Below are 20,232 nucleotides of genomic sequence, written 5' to 3'. Positions count from 1 at the left end.
CTCTTAGGGTCTCGTCATTCCATTCGGATTGGGCGCGCTCTTGTTACCCGCCTTGTTGGTACCCGTCTTGGGCGCAGGCCGGTCGAGGCGGCGCAGCGCCGACCGCAGGTCGTCAAGCATGGTCGCAAAGTCGCGGGTCAGCGCGTCACGACGGCCCACTAGCACATAATCATGGTGCGGCCGCATGAATACGGCGTCGACCTGTCTCATCACTTCGCGAAGCCGGCGGCGGATGCGGTTGCGCTCGGTCGCGGTGCCGTTCTTCTTGGTGACGGTATAGCCGACGCGGATCGGGCCCTGATCGTCGCGGCGGCGGCCCTGCAGCACAAAAGCTGTGGTATTCGCCCGTGCGCCATTGGCAACGGCGAGGAAATCCGCCCGCTGCCTCAGCCGATCCATAATGGGTATCTCCGGAGAGGAGACGTCCGGGCTCAGGCGCTCAGGCGCTTGCGGCCACGCGCGCGGCGCGCAGCGAGGACCTTGCGGCCGCCGGCCGTGGCGAGACGGGCGCGGAAGCCGTGACGGCGCTTGCGCACCAGTTTGCTGGGTTGATAAGTCCGCTTCACGGGTAATTCTCCGCTGACCGGGCAATTTGCCGTTGTATTGAGATGGAGTCCGGTGATGCTGGCGGGCCCAAACGAGCCGTTGACGGCCCCAAAGAGCCGCCCCCGGGTCAAGAACCGGGCCATCGCGGACAGTTGGCGCGGCTTATAAGGGAGCGCCCTGTTTTCGTCAATGTCACAGGCCGTCGCAAAAAGGCTTCTTCGAAACGTCGCAATTGGGGCGAATATATCTGATTTCGCGGGGTATTTGACGGTATGGAGACGCTTTGGGGCGTTCGGGGAACCGCCCACATTAGCGATCCGTAATTTGACCGGCTTGGGCCGGGCCCCATCTTCCGACCCCTAAGCCAAACAAGGCCTTATCTTGTGGCTCTAACTGACGATCAGGCGACCGCGCAGAAGCAGCGGCCCAAGCCGTCCCCCCGGCTCGGGCTGTCGGGCAAGCTTTTGCTGCTGACGATTCCCCTGGTGATGATCGCCGGGCTCCTGATCTACGTCCCGGCCATCGCCAACTTCCGGATGAACCGGCTCAATGACCGCCTGGCCGCCGCCAATACCGCGGCGCTGGTGCTCGATGCCGCCCCGTCCGGCCTGGTGCCGGATTCGCTGGCGCGGCAGATCCTGACCAGCATCGGCGCCCGTGCCGTCGCCATCAAATTGGGACAGCAGCGCCGGCTGCTCGCCAGCGCCGATTTGCCGGCGGCGATCGACCATGACGTCGACATGCGGACCATGACGGTATGGTCGGCGATCGTCGATGCCTTCGAGATCATGCTGGAGCACGGTGACCAGACCATCCGCGTGGTCGGACCCGCGCCGGGCCAGGCGCAATTCATCGAGGTCGTGATCGACGAGAAGCCGCTGCGGCAGGCGATGTACCGCTTCTCGCGCAACGTTTTGGTCGTTGCATTGTTGATCGCCGGCCTGACCGCCGGTCTGGTCTATCTGGCGCTGCATTATTTGTTCGTGCGCCCGATGCGGCGGCTGACCGCGAGCCTGGTCGGCTTCCATGAGAATCCGGAGAGTTCGGCGCGAATCATCGTGCCGAGCCAGCGCGGCGATGAGATCGGCGTTGCCGAGCGCGAGCTGTCCGACATGCAGCGCGACCTCGTCTCGATGCTGCATCAGAAGAGCCGGCTTGCCGCGCTTGGGCTCGCCGTCTCCAAGATCAACCATGATCTGCGCAATCTGCTGGCGTCCTCGCAATTGCTGTCGGACCAGCTCGCCAGCGTGCCCGACCCGCGGGTGCAGCGTTTTGCGCCGAAACTGTTGCGCTCGCTGGAGCGCGCCATCGCCTTCTGCCAGTCGACGCTTTCTTATGGCCGCGCGCAGGAGGCGGCGCCTGATCGCCGCGTGATCATGGTGGAGCCCGCGGTTGCCGAGGTGCGGGAGTCGGCGGGGCTTGCGACCGATGTCTCGATCACCTGGATCAGCGCGATCGAGCGCGGCCTGACCATCGACGCCGATCCGGACCAGCTTTTCCGCGTGCTGCTCAATCTGGTGCGCAACGCGGCGCAGGCGTTGGAAACCCGGCCCGCAGGCGACGGCGGCGCGCAGCAGATTCGCATCACCGGCCGCCGCGAGGGGACGGTTGCGATCATCGAGGTCTCCGACACCGGTCCGGGCGTCCCGGCCAAGGCGCGCGAGCATCTGTTCGAGGCATTCCAGACCTCCGGCCGCCCCGGCGGCAGCGGGCTTGGCCTTGCGATTGCCGCCGAGCTGATCCGGGCTCACGGCGGCCACATCCATCTGGTCGAGGGCACCATCGGCGCCACCTTCCGGATTTCGATCCCGGATCGTCCGGTGGAACTGCTGTCGGTCCGCAGCGAGCGGGCGAGGGCCTGAGGCCGTTCCGGTATTCCGGGGCGGCTAAAGCCGCGCCGAAATTGGCACTTCCAGACCTTGCCAACCGGACCCGGAGCCTGTAGCTAGAGCGCTCTTTCGCGACGTTCCGGGGCTCCCGGGACCATGCGGGCTCAAGCCCACCCGCGAAAATGCGCCCGTAGCTCAGCTGGATAGAGCATCAGACTACGAATTTGAGGGTCGGACGTTCGAATTGTTCCGGGCGCGCCATTATATTCCCCATCCATTTCAATGCCTTACTGGGCCTAATTAGGGAGCTTCAGTCCATTAGGCCGTGTCGCAATTGATGCGACACGATACCGTGTGATATCAACAACTTACGCTATGTAACGCCGTCTCCCTGCGACACGGGTGCAACATGAGTGGCGGGTTCTCGGACTACGACAAAGCGGTTCTTTACGACAATTCGATCGAGGACATGCTCGCCGCCGCCGCGGAGGAGCCGCTGAACGACCGTGAAGTGATGTTTCTTTCCGACGTCACCGCAGCCGTAAACGCATATCGGAACCGTAAGGGCCGGAAGAAGAAGCTAGCCGCCCTGCCGCCAGCTCTCCATGCGCAAATCAATACGTACGCGAAGGCGGGGATGCTCAAGGGGAAAGGTAGAAGACGTCCGAACGAAAGTGTTCTCGCGAGACTGTACAAGCAGGCAGGCCTCGTGGAGATCGCGGAGTTTGCATGCAAACGCAAAGAAGACCGCTTGAACGCAAGCCGCAAGCTAATTGCGGAGGCGGAACATACCGAAAGCTTGGCCAAGCGCGAGAAACTTCGGCGGCAAGCTGAAGATCAGGGCACTGACGCGACGGGAGCCAATGGCGCCCATGATAAGGCCATCGCTGATACCGTAGCCTTCGCTCGTCAACAGCACGGGCTCAAACTTACAACCAACGCAATTGAAGTGTTGATGCGCATGTTGCGATCGGGCCGGCTCCCCGAAATTTGGGGATCAGAGAAAATTAAGAAGGTCAAAAAGATCAAGTCAATCTAAGTCGCGACTTAACACCCAACGACATCCCTTTTATTCCCCGAATAATTTCGCATGGTGACGCTGGAGCCCACCAATGACGAAACCCGCCTTGCCGGACGACTTGCTTTGGGGCGTGCAAGCTATCGCTACTCACATCAAGCGAACTGTACGCCAGACCTATTACTTGATCGAGAGAGATCTAATTCCTGCGACCAAGCTCGGCGCGCGAACGATCGTTGCTCGCAGATCGGAGATCGATAATGCGTTTTCAACGCACGAATTCTCCGGCGGCAATAACGTCAACGCTCTTAAAAAGGGCTCTCGCAGTCAACGCTCGAGGGTTGGGCGATGAACAGTAAACGTGATCGCGCATTCGAAATTCTGTCGAAGATGGCTAGGGCAGGAATTTTCACTGACCCTGAACTTGCCGAGTTGCATCGCGACGATGAATTTTCACAAGCGATGGCAACGATCCTGCAAAACATCGCGAGGTGCCTGTCCGAAGAGCAGGCGCGCCCCGCTGGTTTCAGAATGGACCGGACATCAAAGGGGAGAAATTTCCGTGCGCAGGATAGACAAAAACGGCGCTTGTGAGAGCTCAGAATACTTGCGCATAGTTCACGGACTTGGCGGTAACGCCCGGACGGGTAAATGCCTTTGCCCTGCACATGATGATCACAACCCCTCGTTGGATGTCTTGACCAAAGGTGGGACGGTGCTCTTCAAATGCCGAGCCGGCTGCTCGCAAGACGCTGTTCTCGGCGCCTTGAAGGTCCGGGGTCTTTGGTCACCAAAATCTAAGTCTACGACCGGGCGTGAACTGCCGCTGCCCGATGAAATTGAAGATCGGAGGCATGCCGCGCGAAGGCGAGCCGCAGCAGAAGCGAAGCGTCGTTGGAAAGATGCTGAACTGGCGTCGGAAAGCCATCCATACTGCAACGGCAAAGGCGTTCGGCCCGGCGCTTTGAGGGAGGAGAGTTGGGGTGGTGGTGCGAAGCCGCTGCTGATTCCAATGCGCGACGGAAAAGGCAAGCTGGTAAATCTACAAATCATTCACGGAGATGGAAAAAAGCACAGCATCAAGGGCGGTCAGCATAAGGATACCCATTATTGGATTGCGGCTCCAGAGAAGGTGGAAAGCAAGACGATTTGCATAGCGGAAGGCTGGGCAACAGGACGATCAGCGCGTGATGCGACCCGGCATTCAACGATAGTAACGTTCGGCAAGAGCAACTTGCTATCGGTCACAAGATGGGTTCGACAAAAGTACCCAAATCATAAAGTCATCGTCCTCGCTGATGATGATGGAGGTAATGGCGTCGCGATGGCAAATGAAGCCGCGCGCGCGGTGGACGGGCTCGTGGCTACTCCCGAGTTCGGGAAAGATCGGAACGGGGGCCACAAAGACTTCAACGATCTGGCACAAATAGCGGGCCTTGATGAAGTCAAACGGCAGATCGATGATGCACGCGAACCAGAGGACGAAGAGAAGAAATCCGGCGACAAAGCGAAGGATACGCAAGCCCTCACTTTAATGAATCTCCCGTCAATGGCTCTATTTCGTGCCGACGACCATGCGGGCTATGCCGACTTTATCGTTAAAGGGCATCGGGAAACCCACCGCATCAAGTCGACGAACTTTAAGCGCTGGCTGATGCATCAGTACTGGCTCAACACTGGCCAAACAGCGAGCAGCGAGGCTGTGCGGCAGGCCATAGAAATGATTGAAGCAAAGGCTCTGTTCGATGCTGATGTGCCGGTCAGGGAGGTTTTCGTTCGCGTCGGAAGCCATCAGGGTGGGGTCTATATCGATCTATGCGATGACGAGTGGCGCGCGATAGAGGTCACGCAAATAGGCTGGCGCGTCGTCAGCGATCCGCCCGTGCGTTTCCGTCGAGCGCGGGGCATGCAGTCGTTGCCTGAGCCGCAGCGGGGAGGATCGGTCGAGGAGTTGCGGTCGTTCGTCAACGTCAGATCCGAGGGCGAGGAACCGACTATCTCGGACAAGGATTTTGTATTGGTCGTAGCATGGCTACTTGCAGCGTACCGCGACGGGCCGTTCCCCATACTGAAAGTGTGGGGCGAACCAGGCGCAGCCAAGAGTACAATGACGGAAGTGCTCCGCGGGCTAGTTGATCCGCAGCGCGCCACGCGGCGCCGCTTCCCAAAAGAAGACCGTGACCTATTTATCGCAGCCAATAACGCCTGGGTACTTTCCTACGATAACGTCAGTGCCATCCCCGAATGGTTGTCGAACTCGCTTTGCACGATCGCGACCGGAGGTGGGTTTGCAGCCAGGGCGCTTTATACCGACGAGGATGAGCAGCTATTCGTGGCGAAGCGGCCCGTCATAATCAACGCTGTCGAAAACTTCGTCACCAAGCACGATCTTGCCAACCGGATGATCTTGCTTGAGTTGCCGTTCATCCCCGCGAGCGAGCGGCAGCGCGAGAAAGAATTTAAGGAAAAGTTCGAAGCCAAGCGACCCCGCATTCTCGGTGCTCTGCTCGATGTGGTTGCCCAAGGTCTTAAGAGCTTCCCTTCTGTCCCAGAAGAGGATTGGCCGCGCATGGCCGACTTTGCGCATTGGATCACTGCCTGCGAGCCCGCATTGTGGGAGCCGGGCACATTCCGTAAGGCCTATGATATCAACCGCAAGAAGGCGACCCAGAGTGCTATTGACGATGATCTAGTGGCAACGGCGCTGCGCGGATTCGTGAGCCAAAATAAATCGGAATGGAGTGGTACGCAGGCGAAGCTCCTTGAATGTTTGACCAAGTTCGTCGGAGAGGAGCAGGCCAAGGGAAAGGACTGGCCGCAAAATCCCAGAGCACTGACAAGTCGCCTAGAGAAAGCGAGGGGCGCATTGCGCCTGATCGGGATTACGATCCGCTCTGGTCGCCGCACTAACAGGGGCCGGCTTGTAACGATCAAGCCGAACCTAGACGACATGCATAGGTCCGGAAAAGATCGTCACAACTGTCACGACCGTCATTTGCGCGGAGATCACAAGGGCATAAGCCGTGATGGTGCACGTGATGATCGGCCCGCAACTCAATCGGCGTTTGCGCGCGCTCACAAGGACCGACACGACACTGATACGCAATTGGCTGGATCTAACTATATGAAAAAACAGGGAAAGGGGCGGTCGTGACGGTCGTGACGGTATATACGGAGCTTCTTCTTAGAACCGAGAGCGGGCATGGGAGCTGATGAGGACGAGCCGCCGAGTGTTTCACGAACAGAAAAGCGCCGACTGCATTTGAAGCGTATGGAGGCTGTGGAACGCCGGCGGAAGCAGCGCAATGAGCAGCACTGCATCAAACCTCCTATTCATTTCCAAGCGCGGCCACAAGAATACCGAAGGGGCCATAAAACACCAAATCAAGCGAACTTCGATCACGAAATCGATGATGGTGAGCCAAATTTCATTCAGGTCGAAGCGATCATTGCCCTGCTCAAATCGATGGACCGACATCGTCAAGCGCTCACGAATAGCGAAACGATCCTCCGTAAGTGGCTGCAAGCCTCATCTGAGTTTACCGGTGTTTGGAACACCTTTGTAAGAGCAGGAGGCGTTAGTGCTGCTGACTTCGATAGCTTTATGGGCGGCCAATTCCAGGCGCGACGTATTCGACAAAAGAAACATCTGCGGTTGGTCGCGAGCCGTTAAGCTTGCCTTTTATGGTGTGAAATGAGCCGATCCTCCAAGGGAGTACCCGCTCGAGCGGGGACACTCTTTTGGTACTTTGAGACCATTCGATCTTGCGAAATCGAGGAGTGCGCACGCTCGTGATGCGCACGTTGTTCAGCGTTTTTGTCTCCAGCGAGCGAACCAGTTGTGTAGCGTGCTCGTCTTCAAACCCAACCGCAGTCCAAGTACCCAGGCAGCGTCGGTACCTTGGCTTTCGAACAATTCTCGTACCTTGGTCCTGCGACGCCCGTCCTTGCGATACGATTTGGACTAACGTCGGTTCTGCCAACGGATTCGGTTGGTGCGTGCGCGTTCATCGTTTTCCCCTCCAAATGAGTACTGCGAATTCGCAGTACTCATTTTAGGGACGTGCTCTGCAGGATATATCAGAAAGCGTCTTAACGACGATCTTAGATGTGCGCTTGTGTTTCAATTCGCATCCAGGATTGCAAAATCGCTATAATCGAAGCAGGGCGTGCTACGGAGCTTTTTCGCGTTCTCCAATGTTATACGCGTCCGCTCTCGTTCCCTCCGCTCAAAACCGCTCAAAATCGATCTAAGCGACCATCAGCGAAAGCTCGAGAAGGGGTCCCGCGGCTCACTACGCAGCAATGTCCCTGACACAGTGCTGCAATGTCCTTGGCCATAAAGTGTGGAGGCGAGCGATGGATTCAACGAAGTTCGCCAACGGGGCGCAATTCACAACGCGGCAAGTATGAAGTGTGCTTCCAACATCGCAGTATTCTGAACTTGGCTGCAATTGACGGGCTCGTACTGAATACCGGGTACTCAACAGCTCCAGCAATTGTCCACCCGCAACAGGCGTCCGCGCCTTTTTAGGGGATGAAAACACATCAGATGATGTCGCAATGGATCGTACGCTGACGTCGTGAAGCTCCTTTTCGGTCTGCACGACGAGCCAGTTAGATCTTGTCGTCACAGACCTTTGCGAAGTCGAGGAAAATGATCTGCCAGGCCTTTATCTCCTCTGCACATAGATGGGCCAACGAGAACCCGACAAGACTGCTCATTCCCCCGTGAGGCGCGCGCTAATTTAGATCGATCACTTTTCAGCTTAAGCAACAAGTCCGTACTTGTCGCGCAGCGCCTGCGCCAGCCAGTTACAGATGTCATCATCAGGTAGTTGACGAAGGAACGACTGCCAGGAAAGCCGTCTTAGCAGATGCGGCAACCGTAGTGCGGATCGCGCCTCTGCCCATTGCATTCCACACGCGCCATCCCTGAACGTACTTGGGTTGCGCGCGTCGTAGATAACCAAGGCGTGGCCGCGATCGCTTTCAAAGTTGCCTTCCGGTGATACACAAGCAGCCAGTACATTTCTAATTAGCTGATAAGGCGACCGCATGGGACAGGGACTATGATCGATCACTGGAGACCAGCCAAATGCTGATACAGCGAAGTCCCAATAGCGCACCCCAGCCTCTGTCAATGAACATCGCTCTGCCAATCGCTCGCCTTGGTATTCGAAGTTGCCATTGCAGTATTTTGGATCGCCGTCTTCCAATCGGGGGCGGGAACAGGTTCCGAAGCTTGCTTCCGCTAACTTGCATTCAACCGCAACCCGATAGGTTCGTCCTTCGAGCCAGACATCAATAGACGTGGCTCGCTTCGGGCCTTCTCCGAGTGTTGTGATCTGCTTCTCTAAGGTCAGGCTAGCTGTGGCAGGACTAGGCCCAAAAGCATCTCCGCCTTCTTCATCCCTAATATGCGCGAGTACCCCGAGCCGATCGAACACATCGATCACACCAAACGCCGATTGAACCAGAGCCTGTGAGCTTTGCATGCTTCCAAAATGCCTGTGCCGCTTGGAGCGAGGTATTTTCTCGATGACAGTTTCGCGAAGCGAAGGCGCACATGTGGGCGTCACTACGTTATCGTCACGAGATGGAACGGTCCATACGACGGGACCCCCTTCGCCATGGTCTTCAAAGAGCTCGAGCTTATCTCCGAAATGAATGCGTCGGTACTCATGAAATCCACGTCGAAGTGTTTTGATGTAATCGACGTACGTGACGGTCATGGCTGGGCTTCCTCGCGATCGACAATATCAAGGTATCACGTTAGCAGCGTGCGTCGCTTTAGCCGCGGTCGATATATAGATCGCGCCGCTTCTAGCTAGACTTGATCACCTGTGTGGAAGTCCAAAATTAAATTCGCGCTCGTTTCTCAGCGAAAAGGAGACCATCGCCCAACCAGCTTCGGCGCCGTGGCTAGCTGATGTTCAAACGCGCATCGTCTCCGGTACGGTGAGTGGCTTCGACAACTCGCCAACTCGATTCCAAGAGCGATAGTGCCAGGGCTGGATCATTTCCAGTGGTGTTATGCGCGGTATAAACTTCAGAGGTTGCCCCGCTCCTATTTCCTCAAGGCGCTGTGAAAGTAAAGGCACGAACTTCTCGGGTACGAAAACCCATGGGCGAATAGGCCATGTCTGATCGAGAAAACTATCGCGCATCAGTGCGTGACGAACCTTGTCTCAATCCTCGTGCCATCCCTTCAGCCGCTTTGTCAGGGTTGGAAGTCCCTTGCTATAGGAAATTTCGCACAAGAAGATAGTCTTGCTTCTGAAGTCTACGGCGACTGCATCGCAGTACCAGTGCGGCCCGCTAGTATCAGGATTGTCCCCTTCGTTGAGTTGTATGCAGCACTCCGTGTTAAGGAATATTGCCCGATCTGCTCTAAGGTAGTGGGTCATAACAGTCTCATAGTAGTCCATTCCAGACCTCATCATGGAGTAGCTTGGACTTTAGTTCGGAGTTGTGTGGCCGAACTAGCTAGGACGCGGACTCACTAAGGCGCAGTCATCACTTCACTGACGTGAGTTGAACGAAGGTGGTAAGAACTGTTCATCGTAAATCATGTCAATACGCACGATCGTAGTCGGGGTCGGAAGACCGACGATGTGATCCCGCTCGCCGGCTCAAGGTGATGATTACAAAAATAGACGATTGAACTTGTCTGTAGATTGCGCTTTGCGCTGGCGTTAAGCTGTGCTCGATTCAGCTCAGCGTATAGGTTTCCTCGAGCAGCTCGGACATGAACCCGCTTTGGCGCGAGACTGGCGTTCCTACAATAACGGCTCGATCCAGTCCATGATTGATAGTTTCGCAAGACGTCTCAGGAAGAAGAGTGCAGGCGTGGCATGCCGCAAGATTGGCTTGTTTAGAACCCTGACCGCCCAGGTGTTCGGAGCATATCGGGTCCGCTGAGCACCACGATGCGCGGCTGAGCGCACGTTGCATAGTCGGACCAAATAGCTCGGGGCGCCCCAACCTAACTAATCCACCCAATGTACCTTCAGAGTTGCCGGCGGCGGTATAAATCAGAAAGCCCGCCATCGGCGCGGCTGGGTCGGAAGAAACGTACAGACGCTCGCGGAGCGCAGCCGTACTGTATCCACAGTCAAAGATGAGCTGGTTGATAAGAATGTGAGCTAGGCTGTGGACCAGCAAATACCGGGAAGCCCAACCTCGATCGACTGCCTCTAAAGGCGGGAGAGTTCTGAGGAATACCTCCCAAGCGCGCAATAAAACCATCGTCCAGCCGATCTCTCAGCCACGAAGCATTTTCTGACTGCCACTTCTCTATCCGTCCCTCGTCCAGTTCAATATACAAACCTTCACCAAACACCACGGCGGCCGGAAGCCAACGTTCCTGTGGTTGAACTGGAGGCGATCGAAAGAGCTGAAGCATCGCGGAGTTTGGCATATTCTCAAGGAGCGCGCTGCTCTGCTTGAGGCGATCGAAGCCGAAGAAAGCGCGCGTCTCTCGCAGGCGCTCAACGAGGTTGACCCTCCCAATCCATGGGGCGAGCTCTACTGGCACCTCAGCAACTCTGACCCGCAAATCGGGTACAAGATCGGGATCATTCAATTCATTTCTTATGACGTTGAATTCGGACCTACGGAACTGAAGCAATTCCGACTCAGCGGCAGTTGGCACCGCCGCCCCCGAGGGTATCGTCGCTGATTGAGGAGAAAACAAACTCGCTAGGGCGGCCTTCACCAGTCCAATCTCGCTGGATTGCCCGGAAATACGCGACAACTCGGAGCAAATGTATGCTGCCGCCGATTCTTCGCCAGATATGTTCCATATCGTTCGAGCTACACCGAGGGATCCCTCAGCGGACCGGGTGATCTCGTTTCGCATTCTTGTGATCGAATCATCCTCAACCTTTAGATCAGGTAGTGCGATCGCCGAAATAGTTCGAGGAAAGTAGATGTTGGTTTGATTGATAAGCGCTCCAACCAACGGCTCATTGCAATTCGCGATGTTGGCGCCCTCCCCCAACCAAGGCCTATCGCCTGGACAGCGGATGCCTACTTTCTGAAAAGCACTTTGCTCACCGTTTTCAACATCGGGCATAACCGTTGTTCCGGAGAGATTGCGGCCTCGTTTGCCTGTAGATTTATCGGGACATGATTGGCAGGCAATGTGGATGCTGCTCAACTCAGAGCCGCCGCGATCAGTCAAAACGAGCTGGTCGTCACTGCTGCATTGACAACCAATCCACTCTTTCCAAGGAAATTCGCAAAGATGGCCGGCCGTGCAAACCGAGATGAAGCGGACTGGCTGCCAGCGACCTCCGCCCGGAGGTCTATCCACTCTCGTCGTTTGCAAATTAAATCGCCTCATCTGGCCGGTTCGAGTGTGCCGATACCACCTCGGAAAGCGCTGAGCGGGCACATTAAGAAGGGCGTTCGGCGGCGCCGTGTCGCCTTTACGTACCACTCGAAAATCCGGCGGCAAGCAAAATCGATCGACGCCCAACAACGCTGAAAGCCGTGGCTCGAAACGCTCGAACTCCATCCGATCCGAGCAAGGGATCATTTTTCCTTCAGTCTGATCCCACCGCTTAAACCAATGATCAAGACCCGCAACAACCTGTGGCACGCCGTCGCGATCCGTATAGATACTACCGGGACCGAAGGGGGCAATCAATTGACCGATACGAACCTGTTTGTTTCCCATTTTTGTGGCCCCAGAAATTGCAACCAAGGTTTTTGAACTGGCTTCAGAAACTTCAGAAAGATGGCTCGATGGTCAGAGCGCCGTGTCGTAGCCCTGACTAATGGTAAGCTCAGCGCTGCGCTCTACCTGCCGCATGCTACTGGGAACAACCACGCCTCGTCTTTCCTGTTGTTTGGTGGCGAACTGCCCGGGCCACAGCATGAGATATTCCCCATCAACACGCTGAGGAAACTTCTCCCACTCTTGCGGATTTAACCCCCATTTGGATATCAATTCGTCGCGCACTCGCTTCAAGCTGGCAAGTGACTGGACCTGATCCTCCGGCGGCTGAATGATCAGACAACGATCGCAGAGCAATTGATAAGCCGTCTCCACCGCTGCGGCGTATGCCTGATAATTGAAAACGGGAGCAGAGCTCTGCTGTCGAGCCCACGCAAGCAGTACCCCTGGAAGGCCGCGCTGGATCGCCGACGTCGCAAATGGAGTGGTTGTATTTGGTTCAACACGCTCATATAGCCTGCGATGATAGCTATGGAATTGCTCATAGTGAGACCGATCGCGACTCTTCGAAGGGTTGTAGATCATGAGGACAAGCCCTGCTCGATCCCACCAGCGGCGACCCACCCGCCCTGTCACCTGAATGTACGAGGCGGTGCTCTTTGGCTGACCCACCACTCCCATCAACGAAAGGCGATCAATATCCACCCCGACTTCGATGATATTTGATGCCAAGCATGCATCCAGATTGCCTCGAACTGAGCTCTCATCGTACTGCATCGACAGTCGATCCATCATGCTCACAATCTCAGCCTGAGACAAACGACTGGTCAGTTCTTCAATAATCTTCAATTGACGCCTGTCATTCTGCGCAAAGCCCTCCCGATTGAAAACAAACTTCAGTCTGGAGCGAATATCCGAGTCAAATAGGGTTCTCGCGCCGCCCAGCTCGCGAATGCTGTTGTAAAAAGCGAGCAACGTCCACCATGCGTCGCGACAACTTGGGGCGAACGACCATGGACGAGAAAGAGCGGATGAAAATGTACGAACCTGTGTGGTCAGGACCGAGCCATAGTCGTTGGCATGAATACCCAGATAAAGGCGCCCAGAACGCAGATTTCCCCTTTCGTCACGGGCGTATTTGCCAAAGAAGGAGTCGCCCATTGAGAGGCCGGGTGTCGGGAATAGGTGCGTTTCTGTTCGCGCGTAGAGCGCCCTGACTTGGTCGGCAGCTCCTCGTATCGTGGCAGTGGAAGCAATAACCTTGGGCTTGACGGTGGTGCCGTTCAGCTCCGCGGAACACAATTTTTCGATGACGCCTTCGTATAGCGCGTACATCGTGCCGAGCGGTCCGGATATCAGATGAAGTTCATCTTGGATAATAAGGCCTGGTGGCATCGATACTCGGCGCGACTGAGAGTCGATGATACGGTTGCCAAAAAGAGCGCTCGCTTCGGGTCGATAAGCTATGATTGCAAGTTTATCGGCTGTGGAAATTATGATTGAAGGCGGGTTCTGATAGATTCGCTCGTCAATCACTTCAACAGGAAGCCAAGTGTCCGGATTCTCCTGCCCGAATTCGCACTTGCCGTCAGAGCACAACAGGAGTGGCTCGTTTAGCCGCTCCTGAATCCCACAAGTCCGCACGGCAGCCCATTGGGAATCCGTAAGCCCGCGCGGCTTGCCCCCGTTATAGCGGCCAATTTCGGCGCGGCACCACGGGCATTCGGTCAGAACCAGCGGATTTCCTTCGGTGTCCCCGTTGCGGAACCTGCGCAGGGCTACCTTCGCATCTCTGACCTTGTTTGGGGACCCGTCTGATCCGATCCAAAGCCCCAACGAAAAGCGATGACCCGGGATACTTCCGTCCAAATGCTTAGAGGGATTTCGTCGCAAGTATTCCATCGAGCATATGAGGCTGGCGGCTCGCTGGAATTGCTGGGTAGTAAGCATTCGGAGCGTGTAGCGCATGAGAACATTGGTGCCGTCACGCCGCGGCCCAGTATCGCTTTCCATCAGCAATCGTTCATGAAACATGTAGAAAGCCATCACGCCGAGATACGCCTCGGTCTTGCCTCCACCAGTTGGAAACCATATGAGATCAACGATGTTGCGATCTGAAGATTGACCATCCCGAACGCCGTGCAAGGACATCAAAAGAAAAGCTATTTGAAAGGCCCGCCAAGAACCTACCCGGTCTCGGTTCTCGAGATTTCCTTCGTAGATTTCGGATGGTGATTGATATTCGCCCGACGGCAAAACGCGACGATCTTTGACATCCCAAGTCAACGGTCGACGACTTACCTGCTTGGTTCCGATCTGCTGCAGGAGCATCGCAAGATTGGCAAGCCGGAAGGCCCGTCGAACGCGAGCATTACCGCGGAGTAGCGTTACGCCGTCCGTAATCCGCGTCAGGCACTGGTCGCAAGCATCGAGGTGACGGGCCGCGACCAGCGCGAGCGCGCCATCAAGACCCGTTGCTTCCTGGCGTTTTCTCTTTATCCAATCACCATAACCCAAAACAATCTTGTCGAGCGATTGCCATCCTTCGCCAACGCCTTCTTCTGTCAGATTCGCCAATGATCGCATCGAAAGTTTTACCGGCTCACCATCAACCTCGATGTCGGGCGTCATGCTCGGAAGCTGAACGGAAGGCATGACGTCAGCAAAGATTGTCTTTGGAGTAGTCCCAAGGTCGGACTCCCATCCCGCGGCACATCCGTGACCGATGGCCCAAGTCGCTGATTCACGATAGAGCAACGCCAGCGATTGCTCCTCTGCATCCAGCTTGGAAAATGGGCGTTCACTTTCCGGGTACCGGACTAATTCGCCGTCTAGAATTTCGACATCGAAATGAGTTTGGTAAAGAATCTGCTCGCGGGGCTCTCGACTTCCTTCAAAGATGGTGGAGTTTCGGAGCACGACCGTAAGCAAGAAAATATCCAGTTCACCACGAAGACGTCGCGGGAAGATTTCAATTCGGAGCGATATCGGAGATCCGGTCGGCATCGTCAGGTCTCTCCGCACAACGCTTCCAGAGAGAAGGTCCGCACGGTCGACCAGAACCTCGCAGTCGGGAAGAACTGCAGGTACCCTTCTCCAGATCGGAGCCTCTCTCGTCCCGCTATCGCCATCCGTTGTCCGATGGGTGCACAGTTCATAGCGCCCATTCAGCGATACCGCCGGCGCCTCAGCGAATTGCCAGGAGAACTTTCGCTTCAAAGGCAATCGCACCGCAACTCGGCCCTGCGGAGCCAAGCGCGCGCAGAAGGAGAGGCCTAGTGACGACGGGTGACGAGCATCTGGACTGGTAACCTCAAAATCGTCCTGTAGTCCGGCGCCGCCATCCACACTCGCGCCTTCTGATACTTCCGCGTCGTCATCTTCATCTGCACCGGCTTCAGTTTGAGCAGTTTCTTCCTTAGCGTCTGCTTCTGCGCCGATCGTGTCGCCCGATTGCAACGCGGCTTCGTCTGGGGCATCGGGCGCGGCTCCTGCCGGGTGGAGGAGACCCGCACCGTATTTGCGGTGAGGTGTTTCCCTTTGAAAATATAGAACCTCCTCGAGACTTGAGTTTGCCGTCGGACGCCACGCCATGGGACCCGAACGTCGTTGTTCGGGATCAACGAAGTCTCGGCCCACGAACGCGATGACGGCAGGGTCCTTGAGAGATTGTGCGGGGCCTATAATCTCTCCCCTAATCCACGCGATTAACTCGGATCGCTCGCTCATCTGGTCATGTCCCCGATATCCAGCTCAGAAGAATTGCTTTGGACTGGTTGTTACACAATACGCGAACACTTTCGGTAGCCCTTGTCATGCCTGTATAGAAAAGGCTTCGTTCGAAGGCATGATCGGCCAAGTCAACGTCTGTCAGGATGATTACTTTGTTTTCCATTCCCTTGAACGCGTGGATACTTGCAAAGCCCGTGGCACTGAAACTATTCCGCACCGGCTTCAGGGCGAACTCTTCGTTGCTAATCCGCGCAGCTGCGCTCTGACTATCCGCACGAAAGGAAAGTATTGTTATCTCGGATGGCATGTAGCCATTCGCCTTGAATTCTCGTAGAAGGCGCACGATTTCTTCTGACTGCTGGGCCTCACTTCCATAAAATCGTACATCGTAATTGGCGATACTGCTGCCTGACCTCATGTAATCCGAATAGACACGGGTACCGAGCCCGGCCAACTTTACTGCGGTTTCGCCCACGATCCGATAGTTGCGGCAGTTTTCCGCCAACTTCCATTTCACGGGGTTGGCCGCGATTTCCAAATCGGCGAGTGACTTGACCAACGGCTCGCGATCAGTGAGCACTTGGTTTTCAAAATCTCCGAAAAGTGCGAAGGCTCCCCGAGCCACGCCACCCGCGAGAAAACGGGTAAGACAGTCCCACAATCTGGGTCGCGCCAACAAATCTTGCGCTTCATCGAGGACCAAATAATCAAATCTCGCTTCAGCTGAGAAATCAGGGTCCGTTAGCCTAGCTTCCAGCAAGTCTGGCAGATCACTTTCCCAAAAATGCTGATTGGCAGAAGGGGGGATTGGCACCTCACTCATTTCGGCCATCACTTGGATGGCGCGACCAACTACCAGGTTTGGAGGGGCCATAGCTGCCACTCCAATCTTCTCTCATCCAATTGCCGATCAATTGATTGAAACAAAGCAACGCGACTCTTTTCCCCTTCTCGGCCGCGCGCTGAGCAATTTCCATCGCTATCAGCGTTTTTCCCGTTCCAGCACCGCCCGAAATGATCGCGCGCTCGTTCAATTCCACTAATTGCAGCACCGGCTTTTGCTGAGTTCTCAGTAGTTGTTCCAAGTCGTGCTGCCTTCGCTTTATCTCCTCGCGAGCGCCTGGCCGAAACTTTTGAACGGGCACGCAACACTTTACTATCGCCTCGATTTGGTCCGCTGAAAGTGCACGAGGAAGTGGCTTAAGATCCACATCAGCTTCGATACTCTTGGCAATTCTCGCCCTAAGGTCTGCCTCGAACGCCTTGGCATTGCCAAATCGTCGAAATGCCCTCGCATCCATCAACTCCCATGGTGCAACAGAAACATTCGGCAGAAGGTTGAAAGAGGAGCGAGGGAAAACGCAGCATTGGACAATAGGCAAGCTTGCAAACTGAGGGGCCAGATTTTTCAAACGCCGGTGAAAAGTCCCGCGCGCATCAGCAACTTGCTTGAAGGGCGAACGTTCAATCGTCGGGGGAGACCACTTTTCTCCATCGAAGGAGATATCCTCGTGAGATTTGACTTCCACGCACATTGCTCCCAAGTCGGGAACTATGATGACAAAGTCGATCTCGGTGCGGCGCCGGCGATTCCAAGGTGCCAAATCAAGGGAATGCAAGACAACCCACTCAGATGAGCAAGCGTTCAGCATATTGAACACGTCCCGTTCGCCGGGCGGCGTGCGATCATCCATAAACGATGGGATCATTCGCGCCATCTGTCAGCCATCCCAATATCTTGAACAAGCTTCAGCTTGGCCTCAGGCACTTTGAATCCCTTTTCCATGCTGCAGACCCGGAGGAAAAGAAAATCACCGCTCATGCCAGAAGATGCCGGAACGTTCACCCGAAAGCCGGCTGTCGTTTGTAGTTTGCCCCGAATATCGGGTAGCAAACGGATCAGCATGCCAGTCAGCTCTTCGTCGAGAATCTCCCTCTCCAAGAACCCAGTTTGGATCGCTTCGCCTCGCGAGCGTCGGATTTCTTCCCACGCAAGCTGCCAAAGAGGAAGAACAGTGCCGTTTGGAGCCAACACGGCTTCATCGCCGAGGCCTAGCACTTCAAGCAGAAGCTTGAAGTGCTTCTTCTCCTGCGGTGCGTGGATCACCGTGGAGGGAGGCCTTGACCAATGATGGACCAACGACCGCAATGAAACTAACGCAATCCCCGATTCCTTTAGCCGCCGAACAAGGTCGAACATATCGCTTGCAATCTCGCTCTCCAGGCGCGGCTTCCACAAATTGCTATAGCGCCCGTCTGCGTGAAGGCCACCGAAGTTAACGTTGGAGATTGATGGCTTGATCAGGAACATTCCCTCAGTAAGCGTGTGCCCCGGAATGCGGCTTCCGATCGGCTGATGCGCATTAGGATCGGGATCAAAGCTCAGCACTTGAGCGTACTGCGGATAAAAAATTACATGATCGTCATCAATTTGGATCAGCGTTGCAGCGCGAGCCTCGCCCCCTTTGATTATCTGCCTGAAAAGCTCTAATTCGTCGGGGATATTTTGATGAACTGCGTCGGGATCTTCGCCATAGTGCGTTGTCCGACTCACCCAATTAAACTTGCTTCCAGTCTTTGCGATTGCATCTGTGGGGCGATGATCTGAATTGTAACCTACAAGGACTGGATCATAGCCAAAATCCGGCTCATCTCTGCTTCCCGACCACACGACTTGTTCAAGTCGAGCGAACCGGGGTGCGTTTATCAGCGCATCTGGCGCCGAGCCCCAGCCGTAGGCCCGCAGCGGCCCCACCTTCAATAGTGCGTCGAACGGAGCCAGTTCGCGATAATCGCGAATTGAATGGACAAAAAGACCATCCGCCAACGGGGCGCCGCTTCCGTCATCGAAAAGTGAATTGAAATGTTGTCGAGCCCGAACATGGCAGTATATTTTGAAATCGACTCCCGTCGCTCGAAGGGATCGAATTATATCCGCCACCTGAGTCCGCACGGGATTGCCGGTCGAGGCAAGGTTTTCCATGGCTCGAAGTCCGTCGTCAAAAAGTGCACCAACGTCTGCTCCCCACCTTTTTCGTACGGCTTCGCGCTGGCCCATGAGATCCGACATTGCTTCCAATGTGGTTTCATCGAACTTTGCTGGCACAGTCAGCCATTCCGAAAGCAAGGTTCTCAACCCATCTGATATATCGACACCTTGCGGGTCGCCAGATTCCCGGAGTGAAACAATTATCTGTCTCAAATTTCGGCGAAGGACTCCGAAGTCTGGCGACGCCATTTCGTATCGCTCAATGCTTTGGGTTCTTGAGCGGTCGAGAAAATCGAAGAGTTCCGATATTGCGACAACCATTATCGGCTCCCTCTCTGTAGCTGCAAGAGGTGGATGCCCGTCGGCGGTTCTGGTTGACCATCACGAACTTCAGAATCTTCGATGAACCATTGACGCAAGCCGACGATGCGATTTCCCACTGCCTCGGATCGCTCTCTATCCACACTTCGGTTTATTACGCCGATGACGTCGGACCGTTGAAATTGCGGAGCGTCGATGACCCTGAGGAAGGAAGCGTCTCCGTCGGCCACGACGAGGGCGCTTTCGGAGCCCGCTCGGTCCATTTGTTCGGTTCTGGAGTTGAAAAAACTTACACGGGATATTCGGTTCGAGGTTGACCACCCATGTACAGCCAAAAGCTCGGGCAAACTGTACTCTAGTGCCCCGCACTTGAAGCGGATCGAATCGCAAGCTGCATAGGTGGCTGAGTGTCCCGTGGCGCGTCCCGCAAAGCACAGCCCGGAAAATGATTCCTTGAGGTTTCGGGGTATGATGTGAGCGCCGTCGATTATTTCCTGGTAGGCAGCGGCCGGCAGAGCACCAGTTTCATCTGCCAACTTTGGTAGCGGGTCTCCATCGATTCGTAGGTTCACGGCGGATTTTGGATATACCACCCAAGTACCGTCCTTAATTCGCACGATGAGGGTCGGATTATTAGAACCCGCTATACCGGCGATCGGAAATGATTCTTTACGTTGGTTGTGGCGCAGCAAGCCGCTTGTTTCCGCCACGTAACCACAGCCCTTCAATGCAGGATGGCAACGGACATCACAATTCGCACACCCTCCTAGGTACTGGGTCGCGTACTGCAACAGGGCTTGATAGTGGTTGGTCAGGTTGGTCGCTTCACTTCGCCCCAAATCTCTGACAAGCGCACCTAGGACGATCAATCCGGCTGCGGGGGTATCAGATGGCATCGAAACAACGGCAATCCTCCGCCGCTTCGATCCTTTGTCGCGCCAACGGTAGCCAAATTTGACGAGAAACTCGACCCACTTAGGTGCCGGTCGCCATTCTCCTCGGAGTTCCGAAAAAAGTGCTTTCAATGGCCCCCCGGCATTGAACTACTGGGGCTCGTCCTCGAAACAGGAGCGGCCTCGCAACCAAGGGCCCGCCCCAAACCGGTGCACAT

At 55.7% G+C, this 20,232-nt stretch carries 16 protein-coding genes and 1 tRNA gene; 7 read left to right on the top strand and 10 right to left on the bottom strand.

The features are described from left to right. Positions 1 to 3: 3 nt before the first annotated feature. Together rnpA and rpmH are read right to left on the bottom strand one after the other, a co-directional pair. A complete protein-coding gene (rnpA, locus tag ACSKB9_RS21675; protein WP_438075607.1) occupies positions 4 to 399 on the bottom strand; it encodes a ribonuclease P protein component in 396 nt (131 codons plus the stop codon). Between the two features lie 32 nt (positions 400 to 431). Further along, a complete protein-coding gene (rpmH, locus tag ACSKB9_RS21670; RefSeq protein ID WP_008542748.1) occupies positions 432 to 566 on the bottom strand; it encodes a 50S ribosomal protein L34 in 135 nt (44 codons plus the stop codon). Positions 567 to 929: 363 nt separating this feature from the next. On the opposite strand from rpmH, the gene ACSKB9_RS21665 reads away from it, so the two are divergent. The 7 genes from ACSKB9_RS21665 (at position 930) to ACSKB9_RS21635 (ending at position 7,066) form a co-directional block, all read left to right on the top strand. Next, complete coding sequence (locus ACSKB9_RS21665) at positions 930 to 2,408, top strand: sensor histidine kinase (protein ID WP_438075601.1); 1,479 nt, start codon at positions 930 to 932, stop codon at positions 2,406 to 2,408. Positions 2,409 to 2,559: 151 nt separating this feature from the next. Beyond that, a tRNA-Arg gene (locus ACSKB9_RS21660) sits at positions 2,560 to 2,636 on the top strand. 148 nt (positions 2,637 to 2,784) lie between these two features. Then, complete coding sequence (locus ACSKB9_RS21655; protein WP_438075599.1) at positions 2,785 to 3,414, top strand: hypothetical protein; 630 nt, start codon at positions 2,785 to 2,787, stop codon at positions 3,412 to 3,414. A 73-nt stretch (positions 3,415 to 3,487) separates the two neighbouring features. Next, positions 3,488 to 3,745, top strand: a complete 258-nt coding sequence (locus tag ACSKB9_RS21650) for a hypothetical protein (RefSeq protein WP_438075597.1) — start codon at positions 3,488 to 3,490, stop codon at positions 3,743 to 3,745. Next, on the top strand, positions 3,742 to 3,987 hold the full coding sequence (locus ACSKB9_RS21645) for a hypothetical protein (RefSeq protein WP_438075595.1): 246 nt from the start codon (positions 3,742 to 3,744) through the stop codon (positions 3,985 to 3,987). The genes ACSKB9_RS21650 and ACSKB9_RS21645 overlap by 4 nt, the downstream gene beginning before the upstream one ends. 103 nt (positions 3,988 to 4,090) lie before the next feature. Beyond that, a complete protein-coding gene (locus ACSKB9_RS21640; RefSeq protein ID WP_438075593.1) occupies positions 4,091 to 6,547 on the top strand; it encodes a toprim domain-containing protein in 2,457 nt (818 codons plus the stop codon). Between the two features lie 48 nt (positions 6,548 to 6,595). Beyond that, positions 6,596 to 7,066 carry a hypothetical protein gene (locus ACSKB9_RS21635; protein WP_438075591.1) on the top strand — a complete coding sequence of 157 codons (471 nt, stop codon included), beginning with the start codon at positions 6,596 to 6,598 and terminating at the stop codon, positions 7,064 to 7,066. Positions 7,067 to 8,162: 1,096 nt separating this feature from the next. Here ACSKB9_RS21635 and ACSKB9_RS21630 read toward each other — a convergent pair. The 8 genes from ACSKB9_RS21630 to ACSKB9_RS21595 all read right to left on the bottom strand — a co-directional run bounded on the left by ACSKB9_RS21630 (position 8,163) and on the right by ACSKB9_RS21595 (position 20,146). Beyond that, positions 8,163 to 9,128, bottom strand: a complete 966-nt coding sequence (locus ACSKB9_RS21630) for a PGN_0703 family putative restriction endonuclease (protein WP_438075589.1) — start codon at positions 9,126 to 9,128, stop codon at positions 8,163 to 8,165. 979 nt (positions 9,129 to 10,107) lie between these two features. Next, positions 10,108 to 10,560, bottom strand: coding sequence for a Zn-binding domain-containing protein (locus ACSKB9_RS21625; protein ID WP_438075587.1), 453 nt, complete (start codon positions 10,558 to 10,560; stop codon positions 10,108 to 10,110). Then, entirely contained in the window at positions 10,511 to 12,079 is a 1,569-nt protein-coding gene (locus tag ACSKB9_RS21620; protein WP_438075585.1) for a hypothetical protein, read from the bottom strand. The genes ACSKB9_RS21625 and ACSKB9_RS21620 overlap by 50 nt, the downstream gene beginning before the upstream one ends. A gap of 72 nt (positions 12,080 to 12,151) precedes the next feature. Further along, complete coding sequence (locus ACSKB9_RS21615) at positions 12,152 to 15,808, bottom strand: helicase-related protein (protein ID WP_438075583.1); 3,657 nt, start codon at positions 15,806 to 15,808, stop codon at positions 12,152 to 12,154. A 4-nt stretch (positions 15,809 to 15,812) separates the two neighbouring features. After that, positions 15,813 to 16,634 (bottom strand): ATP-binding domain-containing protein, encoded by an 822-nt coding sequence (locus ACSKB9_RS21610; protein WP_438075582.1) that lies wholly within the window; start codon positions 16,632 to 16,634, stop codon positions 15,813 to 15,815. Then, a complete protein-coding gene (locus ACSKB9_RS21605) occupies positions 16,627 to 17,529 on the bottom strand; it encodes an NERD domain-containing protein (RefSeq protein WP_438075580.1) in 903 nt (300 codons plus the stop codon). The genes ACSKB9_RS21610 and ACSKB9_RS21605 overlap by 8 nt, the downstream gene beginning before the upstream one ends. Beyond that, positions 17,517 to 19,121, bottom strand: a complete 1,605-nt coding sequence (locus ACSKB9_RS21600) for a hypothetical protein (protein WP_438075578.1) — start codon at positions 19,119 to 19,121, stop codon at positions 17,517 to 17,519. The genes ACSKB9_RS21605 and ACSKB9_RS21600 overlap by 13 nt, the downstream gene beginning before the upstream one ends. Next, positions 19,121 to 20,146: a hypothetical protein gene (locus tag ACSKB9_RS21595; RefSeq protein WP_438075576.1), complete on the bottom strand. Its 1,026-nt coding sequence runs from the start codon at positions 20,144 to 20,146 to the stop codon at positions 19,121 to 19,123. Before ACSKB9_RS21595 ends, ACSKB9_RS21600 begins: the two co-directional genes overlap by 1 nt. Positions 20,147 to 20,232 lie beyond the last annotated feature (86 nt).

The organism is Bradyrhizobium sp. BR 1433, from assembly GCF_051547665.1.
In the GTDB taxonomy this organism is placed as follows: domain Bacteria; phylum Pseudomonadota; class Alphaproteobacteria; order Rhizobiales; family Xanthobacteraceae; genus Bradyrhizobium; species Bradyrhizobium australafricanum.
The sequence above is the reverse complement of the archived record's forward strand: the minus strand, read 5'-3'. Positions and strand labels throughout refer to the sequence as shown.

Bases quoted from the DNA above. Each gene is read 5' to 3' on its own strand.
- ACSKB9_RS21600 (WP_438075578.1), bottom strand. From the start codon at position 19,121: ATGGTTGTCGCAATATCGGAACTCTTCGATTTTCTCGACCGCTCAAGA.
- ACSKB9_RS21605 (WP_438075580.1), bottom strand. From the start codon at position 17,529: ATGGCGCGAATGATCCCATCGTTTATGGATGATCGCACGCCGCCCGGC.
- ACSKB9_RS21610 (WP_438075582.1), bottom strand. From the start codon at position 16,634: ATGAGTGAGGTGCCAATCCCCCCTTCTGCCAATCAGCATTTTTGGGAA.
- ACSKB9_RS21615 (WP_438075583.1), bottom strand. From the start codon at position 15,808: ATGAGCGAGCGATCCGAGTTAATCGCGTGGATTAGGGGAGAGATTATA.
- rnpA (WP_438075607.1), bottom strand. From the start codon at position 399: ATGGATCGGCTGAGGCAGCGGGCGGATTTCCTCGCCGTTGCCAATGGC.
- ACSKB9_RS21630 (WP_438075589.1), bottom strand. From the start codon at position 9,128: ATGACCGTCACGTACGTCGATTACATCAAAACACTTCGACGTGGATTT.
- ACSKB9_RS21655 (WP_438075599.1), top strand. From the start codon at position 2,785: ATGAGTGGCGGGTTCTCGGACTACGACAAAGCGGTTCTTTACGACAAT.
- ACSKB9_RS21650 (WP_438075597.1), top strand. From the start codon at position 3,488: ATGACGAAACCCGCCTTGCCGGACGACTTGCTTTGGGGCGTGCAAGCT.
- ACSKB9_RS21620 (WP_438075585.1), bottom strand. From the start codon at position 12,079: ATGGGAAACAAACAGGTTCGTATCGGTCAATTGATTGCCCCCTTCGGT.
- ACSKB9_RS21635 (WP_438075591.1), top strand. From the start codon at position 6,596: ATGGGAGCTGATGAGGACGAGCCGCCGAGTGTTTCACGAACAGAAAAG.
- ACSKB9_RS21645 (WP_438075595.1), top strand. From the start codon at position 3,742: ATGAACAGTAAACGTGATCGCGCATTCGAAATTCTGTCGAAGATGGCT.